Source organism: Arthrobacter sp. S39 (assembly GCF_004320525.1).
Lineage (GTDB): Bacteria > Actinomycetota > Actinomycetes > Actinomycetales > Micrococcaceae > Arthrobacter.
Genome location: NZ_SIHX01000002.1, coordinates 548,678 through 565,427, shown reverse-complemented (window position 1 = coordinate 565,427; position 16,750 = coordinate 548,678). Strand labels below are relative to the sequence as shown.

Sequence of the window (16,750 nt, the reverse complement as noted above, 5' to 3'; positions counted from 1 at the left end):
AAGGTGCGCCGGAGCCCCCGCCCTAGGATGGGGAGGGTGAAAGAACAGGTAGTTCCAACGCACGACGGCGGCCGGCTGGCTTTGTACAGCTACGGCACCGTGGACGCGCCGGGAGAACGCCGCGTGGTGCTGATCGGCGGCGCTTTCCTCACCGCCCTGATCTACCGCCCGTTTTCCCAGGCGCTGGCGAAGGGCCTGGGCCACGGCTGGGCGGTGGACGTCTACGACCGCCGGGGCCGCGGCAGGTCCAGCGACCAGCCGGCGGACTACTCCATGGCCACCGAAATCGCCGACCTCCGCACGGTCCTGGACACCACCGGCGCCCGCAACATCCTGGGACACAGCCTGGGCGGCTCCGTCGCGTTGAACGCCGTGCAGGAGTTCACCGGGACCGGCTACGTTCCGGACAAGCTGTGCGTGTACGACGCCGCGGTGAACATCGACGGCAGCATCGACACCGCTTGGCTGGACGACTTCGAAGACGCAGTCGACGCCGGCAACGTGGGGCATGCCCTGGCCCGGCTGAAGAAAGGCATGCAGCCCGGCACCGCCCTCTCCAAAATCCCCGAACCCGTCCTGGCCGGACTGATGGCGCTGGTGTCGCGGACGAAGATCAACCGGATGTTCCGGGAGCTCATGCCCACGGGGGTGGGCGAGCTGCGCGCCGCCTACGATGAGGCCGAGCATGTCCGCGATTTCGCCGTCCTGCCTGCCAACACACACTTCATGGTGGGCGGCAAAAGCCCCGGCTATTACAAGGTCACGGCCAGGCGGCTCCACGCCGCGGTTCCCGGGAGCACCTTCGAGCTGTCGCCCAAAGGTTTCCATGGCTCCATCCCTGCCGCCGTCAAGGAGCTTGTGACGGATATCTCTGAGTACTTCCGGGGCTAAGCTCCGCGGCTGAACCCTGCCAACGCGGCATCTCCCAGGGTCTGCCACACGCTCTTGGGTTGAGTCACGTGGTCCTTGGCTGCCAGCCAGTCGCCGTAGCGCGTAATGTCGTCCCCCTGCGCGGCCGCCACTGCATCGCAGGCGAACCCCACAGCCCTGGAACCGTCAGCCAGTTCCATCGATCCGAGCAGCATGGGTTCGGGCAGGGCAGCCAGGAACGCCCCCAGCCCGGCTTCGGAGACGAGCCACCGTTCACCCACAAGCTCGGCTCCGCCGTCCTCCGCACGGTATATCCCGGGCTTCGGCGGCACGGTGTCCAGGGACACCATCCGGTAGCGGGCCGCGGTGCGCACGGGACCCGCCCAGGCGGCACCGAGCGCCTCGAGTTGCGGAGCCAGCGGCTGTCCCTTGCGGTGGGCGCCGACCACCACCAGCGGCACAGCGGCTGCGCCTGCAGCCACAGGCCAGGGAACGGACGACGACGGGTGGACCGTTTCGTTCGCGGCTGCCGGAGCCGCTCCCTCGGCGAAGAGCACCGGAACGTCCGGGGTTGCCTCCAGGAGGCGAGCGATGTCCGCGGCGACGGCGTCGTCGAACGTCCGTCCCACGACGGTCAGACCGAACTGGGCGCCGTCCACCTCGCCGGAAGGAACGGCAACGGCGCACAGGTCGAACAGGTTGCAGAAGTTCGTGTAGGTGCCCATCAGCGAGTTCACTCCCACCGGGTCTACGGCCACCTCAGCAAGGGTGGGATGGAACGGGGTGGTGGGGACCAGCAGGGCGTCAAACCCTTCCAACTGTGCCATCGCCTTCTGCTTCAGTGCTTCCAGCGTCGCGGTGTCAGAGACGTACTGGTGGGCAGGCACCTTGCCCGCCGCCCGGATGATGCCCTCCACCGTGGGGTCGATGCCCGCCTGGCTGTCCGTTTCTCCGTCGTACATCTCCAGGAACCCACCCACGGCGGCGTAACGCTCCGCCACGAGCCCGCCGTCATACAGCAGCCGGGCGGCCTTGAGGAAGGCATCGAATTCGATCGCCTCCGCCTCCACGCCCAACGCCTTAAGCCGGTCGATATTGCGGTGGAATTCGGCTGCCCAGGCCTCCGGAAGCGCCGGAAGTGACGCAGGGTAGGCGACCCGCGGTTTCTCCGGCGCCGCCAGCCGGATGTCCGCCGGCCAGGCCCGGTATCCTCCCGCCATCGCGCCCATGGCAAGTTCAGCCGTTGACAGGTGGCGGGCGAAGATGGTGACGGCGTCCCAGGATCGGCAGGCTGGCACCACACCGGCGGTGGACACAACGTCCAGGGTGGGTTTGATGCCCACGATGCCCTGCAATCCGGCCGGCACCCGTCCCGATCCTGCCGTATCCGTTCCGATGGCGACGTCCACCAGGCCGAGTGCCACAGCTACCGCGGAACCGGAGCTGGAGCCGCCGGAGATGTAGTCCGGGCGGCGGGAATCCCGGACCGCGCCGTACGGGCTTCGCGTACCCACCAGGCCGGTGGCGAACTGGTCGAGGTTGGTGGCGCCCAGCACCAGGGCGCCGGCGGCGCGGAGGCGGGCCACCGGTTCTGCATCCTTCTCCGGCAGGTAGGCAAAACCAGGGCACGCCGCCGTCGTGGGGATTCCTGCGACGTCAACGTTGTTCTTGACGGCAAGCAGGAGCCCGGCCAGCGGCAGCTCGGCGCCGCCGGCCACTGCTGCGTCAATGGCGGCGGCCTCGGCCAGCAGGTCATCAGCACCGCGGAGGGTGATCCAGATTTCCGGACGGTCCACTGTTTCCAGGGCGGCCAGCGCCACCCGGACCCGGGTGCTCGCCGCGCCGATGGTTACGGTGTTCATACTGTTGCCTCTTCCAGTTTGTGTGCTTCGGTGACGGACCCGAGGCCCGCATCGGCGCTCCCGAGGACCACCACTGCTTCTCCCGCTACCACCTGCGAACCGGCGGCCGGCAGGACCTGCAGCACCACGCCGTCGCCGGGTGCTTCCAGGACGGTCTCCATCTTCATCGCCTCCAGCGAGACCAGCGGCTGGCCCTTCACCACCCGGTCGCCTGGCTTTACGTCCACCTTCCAGACGCTCGCTGCGAACGGGGCGGCCACGAGGGAACCGCCGTCCGGAACGGTCACCTCATCGGCCACCGGTGAGATGACCGCGGCGAGCGCATCGGCACGGTCGAACTCGCCGGCGTCGGCCCACGCCTGCCGCTCCACGGCGAACGCCGCACCCTGTTTCTCGCGGAATGCCGCAATGGACTCCCGGTTCTCTTCGAGGAAGACCTCGTGCTCGGCCAGCGAGAACGTGCCGTCCCCGATCTCCACGCCGCGGCCGCGGCCGGCGCCCATGTCCGCGCGCAGGTCCAGGAGTTCCTCCGGGCTGACCGGGTACCAGGAGATCCGGTCGAAGAATCGCAGCAGCCACGGCGAACCCGGTTCGAACGGGGCGGAGTCCGCGTAGCGCGACCAGACCTGGGTGGTGCGGCCAACGAACTGGTAGCCGCCCGGGCCTTCCATGCCATAAATGCACATGTACGCGCCGCCGATGCCCACCGCGTTCTCGGGTGTCCAGGTGCGGGCGGGGTTGTATTTGGTGGTGACCAGACGGTGGCGCGGATCCAGCGGGGTGGCAACTGGGGCGCCGAGGTAGACGTCGCCCAGTCCCAGGACCAGGTATTCGGCGTTGAAGACGGTGTCAAACACGTCGTTGACAGAGTCCAGCCCGTTGATGCGCCGGATGAATTCGATGTTCCAGGGGCACCAGGGGGCGTCGTCGCGGACACCGGCCATGTAGCGTTCGATTGCCTCGCGGGTGGCGGGGTCGTCCCAGGACAGGGGCAGCCGGACGGTGCGGCTGGGGACCACCAGTTCGGAACTCCCTGGCAGTGCCGCCTCAATTTCCTGGACAAGGCCGAGCAAGCGCTTGGTGGACAGGACCGCGGGATCAACCTTGACCTGCAGGGAGCGGATGCCCGGGGTGAGGTCCACGATGCCCGGTACGCGGAGCTGTTCGAGGTGCTGGTGCAGGGCGTGTACCCGTGCGCGGAGCCCAAGGTCCAGGACCATTTCGCCGTACTCCACGAGGAGGTTGTCGTCACCTGAGCGGCGGTAAGTGACCGCTGGCCGGCCGGTACCTTCCGGCACCCGGCCCAGCACGCCGTCGTCGCCATCCCCGCGCGAGATGCTGACGGCGGGGGCTGAGGCCGCTGCGGTGATTCCGGCGGCGGTTACCTTCGCCATGTCCCCGGACCAGCCGGCGTCGCCGGGCAGAACCAGCTGCCGGCCGGGTCCTAAATCCTTGGCCGACGGCGCCTGGCTGGTCCGGACCGGAACGAACCGGACCTCGTCCCCCGGCCGGAGCTGGCCGAGCTTCCAGCGGTCGGCAGTTACCACGGTGACCGGGCAGACGAACCCGCCCAGGCTGGGGCCATCGGGGCCGAGCAGGATCGGGGTATCGCCGGTGAAGTCCAGGGCACCAACTGAGTACGCTGTGTCGTGGATGTTGGACGGGTGCAGGCCGGCCTCGCCGCCGTCGGTCCGGGCCCAGCGCGGCTTGGGGCCCGTCAGCCGGACGCCGGTGCGGGCGGAGTTGAAGTGGACCTCATATTCTGAGGCATACAGCTCTTCGATGTCTTCGCGCTGGAAGAACTCCGGAGCACCGTGCGGACCTTCCGTCACGGCCAGCTCCCAGGTGGAGACCAGCGCGGGCCGGCTGTCCAGTGGAACCTCTGCTGTGACTGCGCCGGCGGCGGGCCCTACAGCGCGGAGTACGTCGCCGGCACGCAGGACCCGTCCGGCGTGCCCGCCGAACTGGCCCAGCGTGAACGTGGAGGCGCTGCCGAGGTACTCCGGAATGTCCAGGCCGCCCTGGAAAAGGATGTACCCGCGGAGCCCGTGCCCCGCCGCGGTGCCGACGTCGAGCGTTCCTCCCGCCGGAACCGTCACCGGCACCCAGGAGGGCACTTCCGCCCCGTCGACAGTCACCGTTGCCTCCGCGCCGGTGACGCAGACGGTGGTGGGGTGGGTGAAGGTCAGGCTTGGACCGGTCATGGTGAATTCCAGGCCGGGAGCGCCTTCGGCGTTCCCCAGCGCGGTGTTTCCAAGCCGGAAAGACAGATCGTCCATGGGACCGCTGGGCGGAACGCCGATCTGCCACAGTCCGGTCCGGCCGGGCCAGTCCTGAACGCTGGTCTGCAGGCCGGGACGGTCCACGGAGATTCGCGGTTCGGGGTCGCCCACATTGTCCAGGGTGCTGGTGGAATGTTGGACGCGGCGGACCACGTCCAGGGCGGTGGCGGCGCGGAGCATTCCCAGGTTCGTTTCGATGCCGTCGATCCGCGTGTTTTCCAGGGCAGCGGCGAGCCGGTCAAAGGCTTCGGTGCGGCCCGCGCCGGAGGTGATGATCTTGCCCAGGAGCGGATCGTAGTTGGTGGAAACTTCCGTGCCTGTTTCCGCCCAGGCATCCACCCTCGCTTCTTCTGCCCCCGGGTAAACGGCGTTCGTGACGGTGCCGGCGCTGGGCTGGAAGCCGCGGGCAGGGTCCTCGGCGTAGATGCGGGCTTCCACGGCGTGGCCAGTCACAGGCAGGCCGTCCGGCACTCCGCCAAGGACCGTTTGGGCTATGCTGCCGCCCTGGGCCAGACGGAGCATCCATTCCACCAGGTCCACGCCGGTGACGGCCTCGGTGACGGGATGCTCCACCTGCAGGCGGGCGTTGACTTCGAGGAAGGACGCCTCTTTGCGGGTCGAGTCGTAAACGAATTCAACGGTGCCGGCGGAGCGGTAGTTGAGGGAAGCGCAGAGGGCGCGGGAGCTGCGGTGGAGTTCTTCCCGCAGCCCTTCCGGCAGGTCCGGGGCGGGTGCCTCTTCGAGGACTTTCTGGTGGCGGCGCTGCAGCGAGCAGTCCCTGTCGCCCAGGCTGACAACCCGCCCCTCGCCATCGCCGAAGACCTGGACCTCGATGTGCCGGGCGTTTTCGACATACCGTTCGGCGAAGACGCCGGCCGTGCCAAAACTGGCGCCCGCGAGGCGGGCCACTCGGGGGAAGCTTTCCACGAGTTCGTCCTCGGTGCAGCATACCGTCATGCCGATGCCACCGCCACCGCCGGTGGCCTTGAGCATCAGGGGGAAGCCAATGGCGGTGCTGGCCGCGACGGCGTCGTCCACATCCTCCAGCAGCCCGGAACCGGCGATCATCGGCACCCCGGCGGCCCGGGCAGCGTCGCGCGCGGTGTGCTTGGTGCCGAAGATGCGCAACTGCTCGGGGGTCGGGCCCACAAAGACGAGACCGGCCGCTTCCACGGCCTCGGCGAAGGCGGCGTCCTCGGACAGGAAGCCGTAGCCGGGGTGGATGGCGCCGGCCCCGGTGGACTTGGCGGCGTTGATCAGCGCGTCCACGCGGAGGTAGGACTCCTTGGCCGGCGCCGGCCCCAGGAGCACTGCTTCGTCTGCCAGCCGGACATGCTTGGCGCCCCGGTCCGCCTCGGAGAACACGGCAACGGTCCGGAGTCCCAGCTTCTTCGCGGATTCGATGATGCGGCAGGCAATTTCGCCGCGGTTTGCAACCAGGAGGGTGTCGAAAGAGTTCACTGTGCAGCCTCCGGCCGGGTGACGATCATGCGGACAGGGGTCGGGTTGAAGCCGTTGCAAGGGTTGTTGATCTGCGGGCAATTGGAGACGAGCACCAGGGTGTCCACCTCGGCCCGGAGAGCTACGCGCTTGCCGGCTGCCGAGAGCCCGTCAACAATGCCCAGGGCACCGTCCGGGTCCACGGGAACGTTCATGAACCAGTTGATGTTGGATACCAGGTCCCTCTTCCCCAGCCCCCAGCGGGAGCCTTCGATGAGGAAGTTCTCGACGCAGGCGTGCTGTTCACGGGTGTGCTGGCCGTAGCGGAGGGTGTTCGATTCCTGCGAGCAGGCGCCGCCGATGGTGTCGTGCACCCCTACCTCGTCAGCAACAACTGTCATCAGGGGCGCGCCAGTGTCTGCGCGCAGGACCGAACCGGTGGTGAGGATGATTGACTGCTGCCGGGCAATGGTGATGGCGGCGGAGTACCGCACGCTAGTGTCGTCTGCGGCGTACAGCAGGCAGTCCACTGCCTGGTTGCCTTCCAGGTCCACCATGGTCAGTACGTCGCCGGCGGACACGACAGCAGACCAGGGGCCGCGCGCCTCAACGAGCTCGTCGAGGACAACCTCGCCGGGTGCCAGTGCAACGTCGCGGGCGCCTGCTGCGGACTGGGTGTAGGTTGCGGTGTTCATCGGGCGTTCCTTGCGGTCAGATCGTGTTCGGTGTTGTGCAGTGCCTGCAGGTGTTCGGTAGCCAGCGGTCCGGTGAGTGCACCGGACTCCAGTGCCGCCAGGTCCTGCGGCGCATGCCAGGCCACGATGTCCACGGCGGTGCCGGTGAAGTCCGGGCGCGGGTCCAGCGGGTGGGCGGTATTGGCAAGGACGAGCACGGCGTCCAGCTGGAGGAGAAGTTCGACGGCGGCGTCCGCCCCCGCACTGCCGGTGAAGGTGATGCCGCCGGCGGGGTCCACGCTGACGCCCTTGAAGAGGGTCAGCGACGGTGCCACATCGCGGGGTCCCAGCCCGCTCTTCAGTGCTCCGAGGGTGAGCAGTTCCCGGGCGGCAGGGGACGCACTGTGGGCGGTTCCTGCACCGTACCGTGCCGTGTTTCCCTCCAGGGTGGTGGCACCCGTCAGAGCGTCGTGGCGGGAGGACGTATCGGTGACGATCGTGGCCATCAGGCGGCCGGCGTCGGAAAGCAGCGGGTGGCCCGTGGAGGGATAGGCCTGCCAAGGGACCTTGACGGTGTCCGCGATGTTGAGCCGTTCGTGCAGTGCTCCGGCGCGGTAGAGGAGGGCGTGCACGCAGGCGTCGCCGGAGGTGTCCGTGAGCCTGATCCTGGTGCCGCGGGCAAGTGTCATGGTGGTGTAGCGGCCGAAGGCCAGGGATTCGACCCAGGTGAGCGCGGCGGCGGTCTCGGCGAGGCCGGCAGTCAGGCGTTCGGGGGCGGCGGTCGCGGGCACGTGCCGCATGGTGTCAACGGTCCTTCCGTGCTGCTCCCTGGCGTGGGCGCGGGCGCCTGCCGTGGTGGCGGTGCCGGCTGCTGCCGGGCTTTCGGTTACTTGTGTCATGTCAATCCCGTGTTGTTCTGAAGCGTGGTTTGTTGTGCGTGGTTGTTCCGGAAGCCTGTGTGAAGCGCCGGCGCGTCAGGCCTTCGAAGCCAGGTTCCGCCGTCGGACCCACACCCCTAGGAGCAGGACCACGGCGACCATCAGAGGCGCTGAGTAGAGGAGGATTCCGTTTTCGCCGGACGGGTCGTAGACCTCCGGCCTGGGCCAAGCCAGGTTGACCACCATCAGGGCCCCGTAGAGTACGGCGAGGATATTTACCGGGAGCCCCCAGCGTCCCAGGGAGAACAGTCCTTCCGGCAGCGCCTGACCCACCCGGTTCCAGTCTCCGCGGAGCCTGTTGAGGAGCTGCGGCACGGTGACCAGGAGGTAGGCGATGTAGACCATGACGATGCAGACGCTGCAGAGGGTGGTGAACAGGGCCGCGTTGCCAACGTTGATGGCAAGGACGCCGACGGCCAGGGCACCGATGGCGATCGACGGCCACATGGGAGTGCCGCGGGTGGGGTGGACCGAGGAGAGCAGGGCGGATGCGGGCAGCTTGCCGTCGCGTGCCATGGAGAACACCAGCCGGGAACCGGCGGTCTGGATGGCCAGGGTGCAGACGAAGATGGCGATGGCTACGTCCACCAGCAGGACCTTGCCCCAGAACGTGCCCAGGACGGCGGTGAGGACGTAGGGCAGACCCTCGGTGGCGAGGCGGCCGTCGTCGAGGCTGGGTGCGGCCATCAGGGCGGTGATGATCATCAGGGCCCCGCCGATGCCGGAGATGAGCAGGGCGGAGAGGATGGTGCACGGAGCCGTGCGGCGCGGGTCCTTGGTTTCTTCCGAGAGCTCGCCGGCGGAGTTGAAGCCCACCATGACGTACGCGGCCATCAGGCCGGAGACAAGGAAGGCTCCCACGGCGCCGAGGTCCGAGCCCTGAAGCACCGTGGTATCCGCGACGACCTCAGGTCCGCGCTGGGCCGCGCTGATGAGGGCGAGGATAACGGCCGCGACGCCCACGATCTCGCAGGTGACGCCCACTGAGTTTACGTGGGCCATGAGCTTCACGCCGAGTGAGTTGATGATGGTGGTGGCCACCAGGAGCACCGCTCCGAGGATGACGGCGTTGGCGGCACCGCTGACGGTGTTGAGCGCGGGGTCGCCGCCAACAATCTGGAAGCCGTCCCAGAGCTGGGGCAGCACCACCTGCAGGGCGATTGCGGCTGCTGCCGCGGTCACCACCTGGGCAATGGCCATGAACCAGCCGGCGAACCAGCCCACGCCCTCTCCCCCGACGCGGCGGGCCCACTGGTACACGGCTCCAGACAACGGGTAGCGGGCTGCCAGTTCGGCAAAGTTCAGGGCCACGAGGAGCTGGCCCACCAGGACCACCGGCCAGGTCCAGAAGAAGGCCGGCCCCGCGAAGGAGTAGCCGAAGGCGAACAGCTGGAAGATGGTGGTCAGGATCGAGACGAAGGAAAAGCCGGCAGCAAAGGAAGCGTAGCGGCCGAGTTTCCGGTGGAGGGTGGGTTCGTAGCCAAGGGACGTCAGATCCGCGTCGTCCGCGTGGACGGCGGGAGCAATGGTTGAGGTCATCGGATTCTCCAGGGGCTGGAATGGCGGGGGGCCGCCGGTTCTGCAGCACTCGGCCGAAAGCTGCGGAATACCGGTCAATTGATAGTTTTCCAGTGCGATGTCCCCAACTAGTTTCGCCTCTGTAAAAGGCGCATAGACATCTTGTTTCCGCAGCATTTCCGGATCCTCACCCGCGGACCGGGCGGCGAAGGCGTGCCCGTCTGGGTGCAAGAATGATGCCGTGACTTCAGCCGGACCGGGACGCCCCCGCAGCCAACAGCCCTCCAGGCCAGGAGCAACTGCCCGGGACGAAATCCTGGATGCGGCGGCCGAGCTTTTCACGACGCACGGCTTCGCGAACACTTCCACCCGGTCCATTGCCGACGCCGTGGGGATCAGGCAGTCCTCGCTTTACCACCACTTCAAGACCAAGGACGACATCCTCGAGGACCTGCTCGAGGGCACCGTGCTGGCCGGGCTGGCGTTTGCCCGCGCGGTAGCTGCACTGCCCCACGGTGAGGCGACTCCGGGAAGCCGGCTTCACGCCGTCGCCCTTTATGACGGCACGCAACTGTGCAGCTCCCGATGGAACCTCGGAGTCCTTTACCACCTGCCCGAAGCCCGCGGCGACCGGTTCGCACGGTTCCTGGCGGACCGGCAGGAACTGCGCAACCTGTACGGGGAACTGGGTGCCGTCCTGCCCCCTGCCCGCACTGCCGCAGCTTCGGGGAACCCGGGCGATCTCGCGTTCCGCATCGTCGAATCCCTGGTCAACCTGCGGGCCGACGGAATGGCAACACCCGATTCTCCGCTTCAGGCGGCCGATGCCGGGCTCATCCTGTGCGGGCTGGGCAATGAACTGCCAGCCATCCGGGGCCAGAGCTCTGCGCTCATCGCACGCCTGGGCTGAACAGTCCGTGCGCCCACTGCGGCTTCTGTCTAAATGGAGGGCACTCCTGCTGCCAGCACTCAGGTACCTCGGCTAGGCTCGGAACATGACGCGCGAGAACATCCATACCCCCGACGGCGGCACACTCGAGCTCTTCTCCACGGGCGCGGAACTGGCGTCCGCAGGCTCCGGCGTGGTGGTGGTGCCTGCCTCCATGGTGACCGCGGCCGACTACACCAAGTTTGCGCAGAAACTCAGCGCAGCCCTGGGCCGCCCGGTGCACACGTTCAACCGCCGCGGCCGCGGTTCGTCGTCGCCGCAGGCCGAGGACTACACGCTGGACGCGGACATCCGCGACCTCGATGCCGTCATGAAGCACACCTCCAGCACCGACGTGTTCGGGCACAGCTTCGGCGGTGCGGTGGCCCTGCACGCGGCCCGGACGCTTCCCGTGGAGCGGCTCGCCGTCTACGACCCCGCCGTCTCCGTCAACCACAGCGTCAAGGCCGACTGGACGGCGGAGTACGAGCGCGCCACGGCCGCCGGCGACGACGATCGCGCCCTTGCCGTGCTCAGCAAGGGCCTGGAAACCGGTGGTGCGTTCTCGCGGATGCCGCTGTCCATGCTGACCATCGCCAACAAGCTCACCGCCGGCACCCATGTGGGCAAGCAGATGCGTGAACTGATGCGCACCGGCGTCCGGGAAATCAAGGCGATCATCGCGGCGGACATGCCGGCCGAACCGTTCCTGGCGCTGCCCCTGGAAACCCTGATCGTGGTGGGCGAAAAGAGCCCCGCGTACTTCGGTGTGGCGTGCGGCCAGATCCACGACGTCCTGTCCGGCTCCAGCTACACCATCCTGCAGGGCTCCGGCCACGACGGCGTGCTCCGCGCCCCGGACAAGCTCATCACCGAACTCAGCGACTTCTTCGCCGGCTGACACCCGGGCTCCGCCGCGCGCCGGCCACTAGAGTGTCGGTGTGGACAACCGGATCCTCTTCAGCACGGCAGCGGCAGTTGCGGCAGCCTCCCTCGCGCTCTGGGTTCCCCTGCACATTGCCAGGACCCTGGTCACCCCGGTGGAGCAGCGTCCTGAACGGATCAGGGTTATGGCCGCCAGTGACGGCACCGTGACCCTCGTGGCTGATCGGGATACGGCGGCTCCCGGCGTCTTCAGCCTCTTCTGGGACAAACGCACCGGTCATGCCCGCATCGGTCCCGTGGTGTCCGAGGACCGGAAAGCCGGCACGGTCACCCGGCGCGTGGAGGCCGTCAACAGCGGCGAGCTCACGCCGGGCACCAGGGGCTACTGGTCAGGTTATGTCTACCCGGACCCTGAAGCGGCCGGCCTTCCTTTCGAGGACGTCACCCTCCCCGGACCGGCACCGGCGTGGCTGATCCCCGGCGCCGATCAGGGTTTGTGGGTTATCCATATCCACGGCCTCGGCGGCCGGCGGACCACCGGACTTCGCACAGCGCCGTTCTTCCACCGGCGAGGGATCAGCCAACTGCTCATCTCCTTTCGCGGAGACGGCGATGCTCCCCCGACGCCGGACGGCAAACACCACCTCGGGGCCAGCGAGCAGGCCGATGTTGAGGCAGCCCTGGCCTTCGCTGCGGGGCGCGGTGCTGCGTCAGTCATCCTGTCAGGCTGGTCGCTGGGTGCCACCATGGCGCTGGCCGCAGCGCACACATCCGAACACAGGGATCTGATCTCTGGCCTCGTGCTGACCGCACCCGTCCTGGACTGGCACCGAACGCTGTTGGCCAACTCAGCAGCGGCGCGCCTGCCGGCTGCCTTCGTCATCGGCGCTTGGCGGGTGCTTGGCGGTCCCCTGCACCGGCTGGTGGGCCTGAATCAGCCATTGGACCTCCGGGCATTGGATTTCACGCAGGTTCCTCCGCCGCTTCCCGTGATCATCCTTCATGGCGGAGACGATGCCCGTACGCCGATCCGCATCAGCGAGGAGGTCACCGCCCGCTTCCCTGATTCCGTCAGCCTGGTCAGGTTCCCGGCCTGCCGGCACACGCAGGAATGGAACAGCTGGCCCGGGCTCTGGGAAGAATCGGTCGACGCGTGGCTCGACAACAACGCGGGGTCACTTAAGGCCCCCTTCGGGCCTCCCGATGGGCATTAAGTGACCCCGCGTTGGTCTGAAGTAGTTGGCCTGGGACTGGGTCAGTGGCCGCCGTGGGCGGGGCCGGCGCCTTCCGTCTTGCGCATCATCGCTGAGAGTACGACGGCGGCGAGGGCTACGACGGTTGCCGTCAGGAAGGCGGCACTCATCCCCGCGACGATGCCGGACGAGGCAGAGACCACGGCGAAGATGGATACCAGCAGCGCTGTTCCGGCCGCGCCGGCCACCTGCTGCGTGGTGCTCATGATCGCTGAACCATGGGAGTACAGGTGCGGCGGCAGCGGGTTAAGGCCGGTGGTGAACGCAGGCGTGAACAGCAGCGCCAGGCCGAAGCTCAGCACAACGTGGAGGCTGACGATCCACCAGACCGCGGTACCGGCGTCGAGCATGGAGAACTGCCACAGGGCCAGCACCATCAGGACTGAACCGGTCACCGTGAGCGGCAGCGGGCCGACCTTGTCGAAGAGCCGGCCGATGAACGGGCCCAGCAGGCCCATCGCCAGGCCGCCCGGAAGCAGGGCCAGGCCGGTCTCCAGCGAGCCGAGGCCGCGGATCTCCTGCAGGTAGAGCGGCAGCAGGATCACGCCGCCGAACAGCGCCATCATGGCCACCACCATCAGCAGCACGGAGACGGTGAACATACGGAAGTTGAAGGCGCGGAGGTCCAGCAGCGGAGCCTCGGCCTTCTGCAGCCGGAGCTGGCGGAGCACAAAGACCGCCAGGCTGGCCACGCCGATCACCAGCGCGCCGATGGCCACCGGGCTCGGGCCGCTCTGGCCACCGTGCCCGCCGCCGATCTGGCTGAGGCCGTAGACCAGGCCGCCGAATGCCGGAACGGTCAGGAGCACGGAGAAGTAGTCGAGCTTGGTCTTTTCCGTTTCGCCGATGTTGGTGAGGTACTTGGCGCCGATCGCCAGGGCCGCGAGCGCCACCGGGAGGACGAACACAAACATAAAGCGCCAGGTGAAGTGCTCCAGGATCAGCCCGGAGACAGTGGGGCCCATGGCCGGCGCCACGGAAATGGCGATACTGACGTTGCCCATCACGGCACCGCGCTTGGCGAGCGGGACCAGGGTGAGGATGGTGGTCATCAGCAGCGGGAGCATGATGGCTGTTCCGCCGGCCTGGATGATGCGGGCCAGGAGAAGGACTTCGAAGCCCGGCGCCACGGCTGCCAGCGCAGTGCCGCCCGCGAACAGGCCCATGGCCAGCATAAATACCGCACGCGTGGACAGGCTCTGGAGGATGAATCCAGTGGTGGGGATGACCACGGCCATGGTGAGCATAAAGCCGGTGGACAGCCACTGAACGGTGGGCGCGTCCACGCCGAGGTCGACCATCAGCCGCTGCAGGGCAACGTTCATGATGGTCTCGTTGAGGATCACCACGAATGTTGCCACCAGCAGCGTGGCGATGATGGTCACCGATTCGCGGGACATCTTCACCGGTGCGGACGGCTGCGCCTCAGCGGCCTGCACGGGCTCGCCGTGGGCGTCAGAAGAGACTTTTGTAGACATAAGTGTTCCCTCAGGGAGTTTGAGTTTGGTGGCAGGCGAGCATCGTCGCTGCAGATTCCAACACTCTACCCGGTGGAGTAATTCCTCCGTCGGGAATTTTTCTCACGGCCCCGAGGGAACACCTCCCGTTATGCGGTCTGGCCTCCGTGCCGGCCTTCGGAGGTTTCCTCCACGAGCTTGCTGTTGAAGGCGGGCAGGTCCTTCGGGCTTCGGCTGGTGACCAGGCCCTGGTCCACCACCACTTCCGCGTCGCTCCAGTTGGCGCCGGCGTTCTTCAGGTCCGTCTGGAGCGTGTGGTAGGAGGTGACGTTCCGCCCGCGGACCACACCGGCGTCGATCAGCAGCCACGGCCCGTGGCAGATGGAGGCCACCGGCTTGTGCTGCTCGAAGAAGGCCCTGGTGAAGGCCTGGGCGTCCTTGTCCACGCGGAGGTGGTCGGCATTCACCACCCCGCCGGGCAGCACCAGGGCGTCAAAGTCCTCCGCGTTGGCTTCGGCCACGGTCAGGTCGACGTCGAACGTGTCGCCCGTCTCCGTGCCTTTGAAGCCCTGCAGCTTGCCGCTCTTGAGGGCTACCAGGGTGGGTTCGCCGCCGGCGTCCTTGACCGCCTGCCAGGGGCTGGTGAGTTCCACCTGCTCCACGCCGTCCGTCAGCAGGAATGCGACCTTTTTGCCTGCGATGCTGTGTTCTGACATTTTTCCTCCTCTGGTGAGGCGGCCGCAGCACAGGGATGTGCGCTGGTATCCGCCTGGAGAGTTGTTTGCCTGACACCATCCAGCCTAGGAAAACCCAAAGTAATAAGCAAGCTGACTACTTTGGGGTTTCCGAGAACTCTTGCCCCGGGTCAGGAAACGGCGCGGATCCTGACGGCGATGAACTGCCGCCCGGGAAGCTCCACACGGAACCGCCCCTCCACTGTCCCGGGCATGGTCTCCACGGTCATGTTCCAGGTGTCGATGACGTCCACCTGGTATGTCCGCCCGGCCGGCATCACAAAGTTCCGGTACGTGGGCTGGTTGAAGCCGAAGTAGCTGAGCTCGTACTCATACCGGATGCCGGCGGTGGGGACGTCCCAGGCGCTGGGCAGCGGGTCCAGGAATCCGCCGGGGGTCCCGTCCAGGATGCGGCGCAGGAACGCGATGCGTTCGGGGCTGGTGCCGTGGAATTCCCCGCCCTTGGCCCACCACAGGATGTCCCCGGCGTGCATGTAGGTCTCGCCGTGGCCCACGTATCCGCCGCGGACCGCGCCCTCCCAGAACCGGCGGGTCATTTCCTGGCCGGTGATGTTGCCCCAGCCCTGGTCGATGTTGCCTTCGTAGGCGCACTCGTCGATGACCACCGGCTTCTGCCAGCGGTCCCGCCACTCCCCGGTGAACTCGGCGGTCTTGTGCACGTCCTGGCGCTGGATGCTGCTGTGGGTGATCCACGGCCGGCTGTAGTCGTAGAAGTCCTGGCAGTTGTGGATGGACAGCAGGTGGCCGCTGGGATCGTTGGCCTGGACAATGCCGGCGAAGCGCTCCCAGTCCTCGGTGGTCTTGCGGAACAGCAGGTCGTATTCGTTGGCAAGGGACCACCAGATGTTCCGGTGTGCAGCCAGCCGGGCCACCACGTACTTGAGGTAGCGGTCGTCCTGGCCCGGGGTCATGGTGGAGAAGCCCCAGCGGTCGTAGGCGTGGAAGAGAATGAGGTCCGCCTCGATGCCGAGTTCGTCCAGTTGGCTGATCCGCTGTTCGAGGTGGCGGTAGAACGCCGGGTTGGGCCGCCCGTAGTCGAAGCCGCCGGCCAGTGAGCCCTCAAACGGGTACAGGTCCGGTTCGTTCTCGTTGAACAGGTACGACTTGGGGAACACGCACATCCTCATCTTGTTGAACGGTCCCGCGGCCAGGGTGTCCAGTGTCTGCTTTTCCAGGGCATCGCCCTGGTGGGTCCAGGCGTAGGCCGTGGTGCCGATCGGCAGATAGGGGGTGCCGTCGTCGTACGCGAAGTGGAAGGTGCTGGCCACCCGGACCACGCCCTTGGCCCCGGCCGCAGCGTCCGCTGCGCTGAAGGCGCCGGTGACGCCGTCGAGCGAGCGGGCATTGCTGGACGTGCTGAAGGTCCACTCCCCCGGTTCCGGGACCAACAGCCTGACTTTGTACGTCCCGTCGCCGTCGTAGAAACCGGGGACGCTGAGTACCTTGCCGGAAGGAGCGGTGAACACCGCCCGGAGGTCGACGTCGGTGAACGGGTTGCCGTGCGAGGGCCCGGCGAAGGTGACTTCGAAGCGTTCCTGCGCGGCCGCCGTCGTGGGCAGGGAAACAGAGCCGCTGCCCCGCTCCACAGTTTCCGGCTCATAGCCGGCGGCGGGAGCGGGAACGTCGACGGCGGCTGCCGCGGCGCGCTGCGCCACAGTGTCCTCCGGTTCCAGCCCGCCGATGAGGCGGAGGATCTCGGCAACTTCTGCGGGCTTCCCCTTCAGGGCTTCCTCAGTCCCCAGGATCATGCCCACCTCGTGGAAGTACAGGGTGTGGAGCAGCGGGTTGTTGGTCAGCGTGGGGACACGCTCGCTGAGGATGCGGTTGCCTTCGGCGTGCCGCATCACAAAGTAGAGGGGGCTCTCAGCGGTGAAAGTGGTCATCGGGG

Annotated in this window: 12 protein-coding genes; 4 read left to right on the top strand and 8 right to left on the bottom strand. The window is 67.5% G+C overall.

Going from position 1 to position 16,750, the window contains the following annotated elements; all coding sequences use genetic code 11:
* The first annotated feature begins 36 nt into the window (after nt 1-36).
* Complete coding sequence (locus EYS21_RS06425; protein WP_131132351.1) at nt 37-891, top strand: alpha/beta hydrolase; 855 nt, start codon at nt 37-39, stop codon at nt 889-891.
* Here the strand turns inward: EYS21_RS06425 and atzF are convergent.
* The 5 genes from atzF to EYS21_RS06400 form a co-directional block, all read right to left on the bottom strand.
* Nucleotides 888-2,732 carry an allophanate hydrolase gene (gene atzF / locus EYS21_RS06420; protein WP_131132350.1) on the bottom strand — a complete coding sequence of 615 codons (1,845 nt, stop codon included), beginning with the start codon at nt 2,730-2,732 and terminating at the stop codon, nt 888-890. The two genes, EYS21_RS06425 and atzF, sit on opposite strands and share 4 nt — an antisense overlap.
* On the bottom strand, nt 2,729-6,475 hold the full coding sequence (uca, locus tag EYS21_RS06415) for an urea carboxylase (protein ID WP_131132349.1): 3,747 nt from the start codon (nt 6,473-6,475) through the stop codon (nt 2,729-2,731). Before uca ends, atzF begins: the two co-directional genes overlap by 4 nt.
* On the bottom strand, nt 6,472-7,149 hold the full coding sequence (locus EYS21_RS06410) for an urea amidolyase associated protein UAAP2 (RefSeq protein ID WP_131132348.1): 678 nt from the start codon (nt 7,147-7,149) through the stop codon (nt 6,472-6,474). Before EYS21_RS06410 ends, uca begins: the two co-directional genes overlap by 4 nt.
* Entirely contained in the window at nt 7,146-8,027 is an 882-nt protein-coding gene (locus EYS21_RS06405; RefSeq protein ID WP_131132347.1) for an urea amidolyase associated protein UAAP1, read from the bottom strand. The genes EYS21_RS06410 and EYS21_RS06405 overlap by 4 nt, the downstream gene beginning before the upstream one ends.
* Nucleotides 8,028-8,102: 75 nt before the next feature.
* The gene (locus EYS21_RS06400; RefSeq protein ID WP_131132346.1) at nt 8,103-9,605 is read right to left on the bottom strand and encodes an amino acid permease; all 1,503 of its coding nucleotides are present in this window, start codon (nt 9,603-9,605) and stop codon (nt 8,103-8,105) included.
* Between the two features lie 220 nt (nt 9,606-9,825).
* Here EYS21_RS06400 and EYS21_RS06395 point away from each other — a divergent pair, with 220 nt between their 5' ends.
* The 3 genes from EYS21_RS06395 to EYS21_RS06385 all read left to right on the top strand — a co-directional run bounded on the left by EYS21_RS06395 (nt 9,826) and on the right by EYS21_RS06385 (nt 12,611).
* Nucleotides 9,826-10,494 (top strand): TetR/AcrR family transcriptional regulator, encoded by a 669-nt coding sequence (locus EYS21_RS06395; RefSeq protein ID WP_131132345.1) that lies wholly within the window; start codon nt 9,826-9,828, stop codon nt 10,492-10,494.
* 85 nt (nt 10,495-10,579) lie between these two features.
* The gene (locus tag EYS21_RS06390; RefSeq protein WP_131132344.1) at nt 10,580-11,413 is read left to right on the top strand and encodes an alpha/beta hydrolase; all 834 of its coding nucleotides are present in this window, start codon (nt 10,580-10,582) and stop codon (nt 11,411-11,413) included.
* A gap of 40 nt (nt 11,414-11,453) precedes the next feature.
* Nucleotides 11,454-12,611: an alpha/beta hydrolase gene (locus tag EYS21_RS06385; protein ID WP_131132343.1), complete on the top strand. Its 1,158-nt coding sequence runs from the start codon at nt 11,454-11,456 to the stop codon at nt 12,609-12,611.
* A gap of 41 nt (nt 12,612-12,652) precedes the next feature.
* Here EYS21_RS06385 and EYS21_RS06380 read toward each other — a convergent pair whose 3' ends face one another.
* The 3 genes from EYS21_RS06380 to EYS21_RS06370 all read right to left on the bottom strand — a co-directional run bounded on the left by EYS21_RS06380 (nt 12,653) and on the right by EYS21_RS06370 (nt 16,745).
* Nucleotides 12,653-14,128: a DHA2 family efflux MFS transporter permease subunit gene (locus tag EYS21_RS06380; RefSeq protein WP_131132342.1), complete on the bottom strand. Its 1,476-nt coding sequence runs from the start codon at nt 14,126-14,128 to the stop codon at nt 12,653-12,655.
* 128 nt (nt 14,129-14,256) lie between these two features.
* Nucleotides 14,257-14,823, bottom strand: a complete 567-nt coding sequence (locus EYS21_RS06375; protein ID WP_131132341.1) for a type 1 glutamine amidotransferase domain-containing protein — start codon at nt 14,821-14,823, stop codon at nt 14,257-14,259.
* Between the two features lie 149 nt (nt 14,824-14,972).
* Complete coding sequence (locus tag EYS21_RS06370; protein WP_242633309.1) at nt 14,973-16,745, bottom strand: DUF5605 domain-containing protein; 1,773 nt, start codon at nt 16,743-16,745, stop codon at nt 14,973-14,975.
* Nucleotides 16,746-16,750 lie beyond the last annotated feature (5 nt).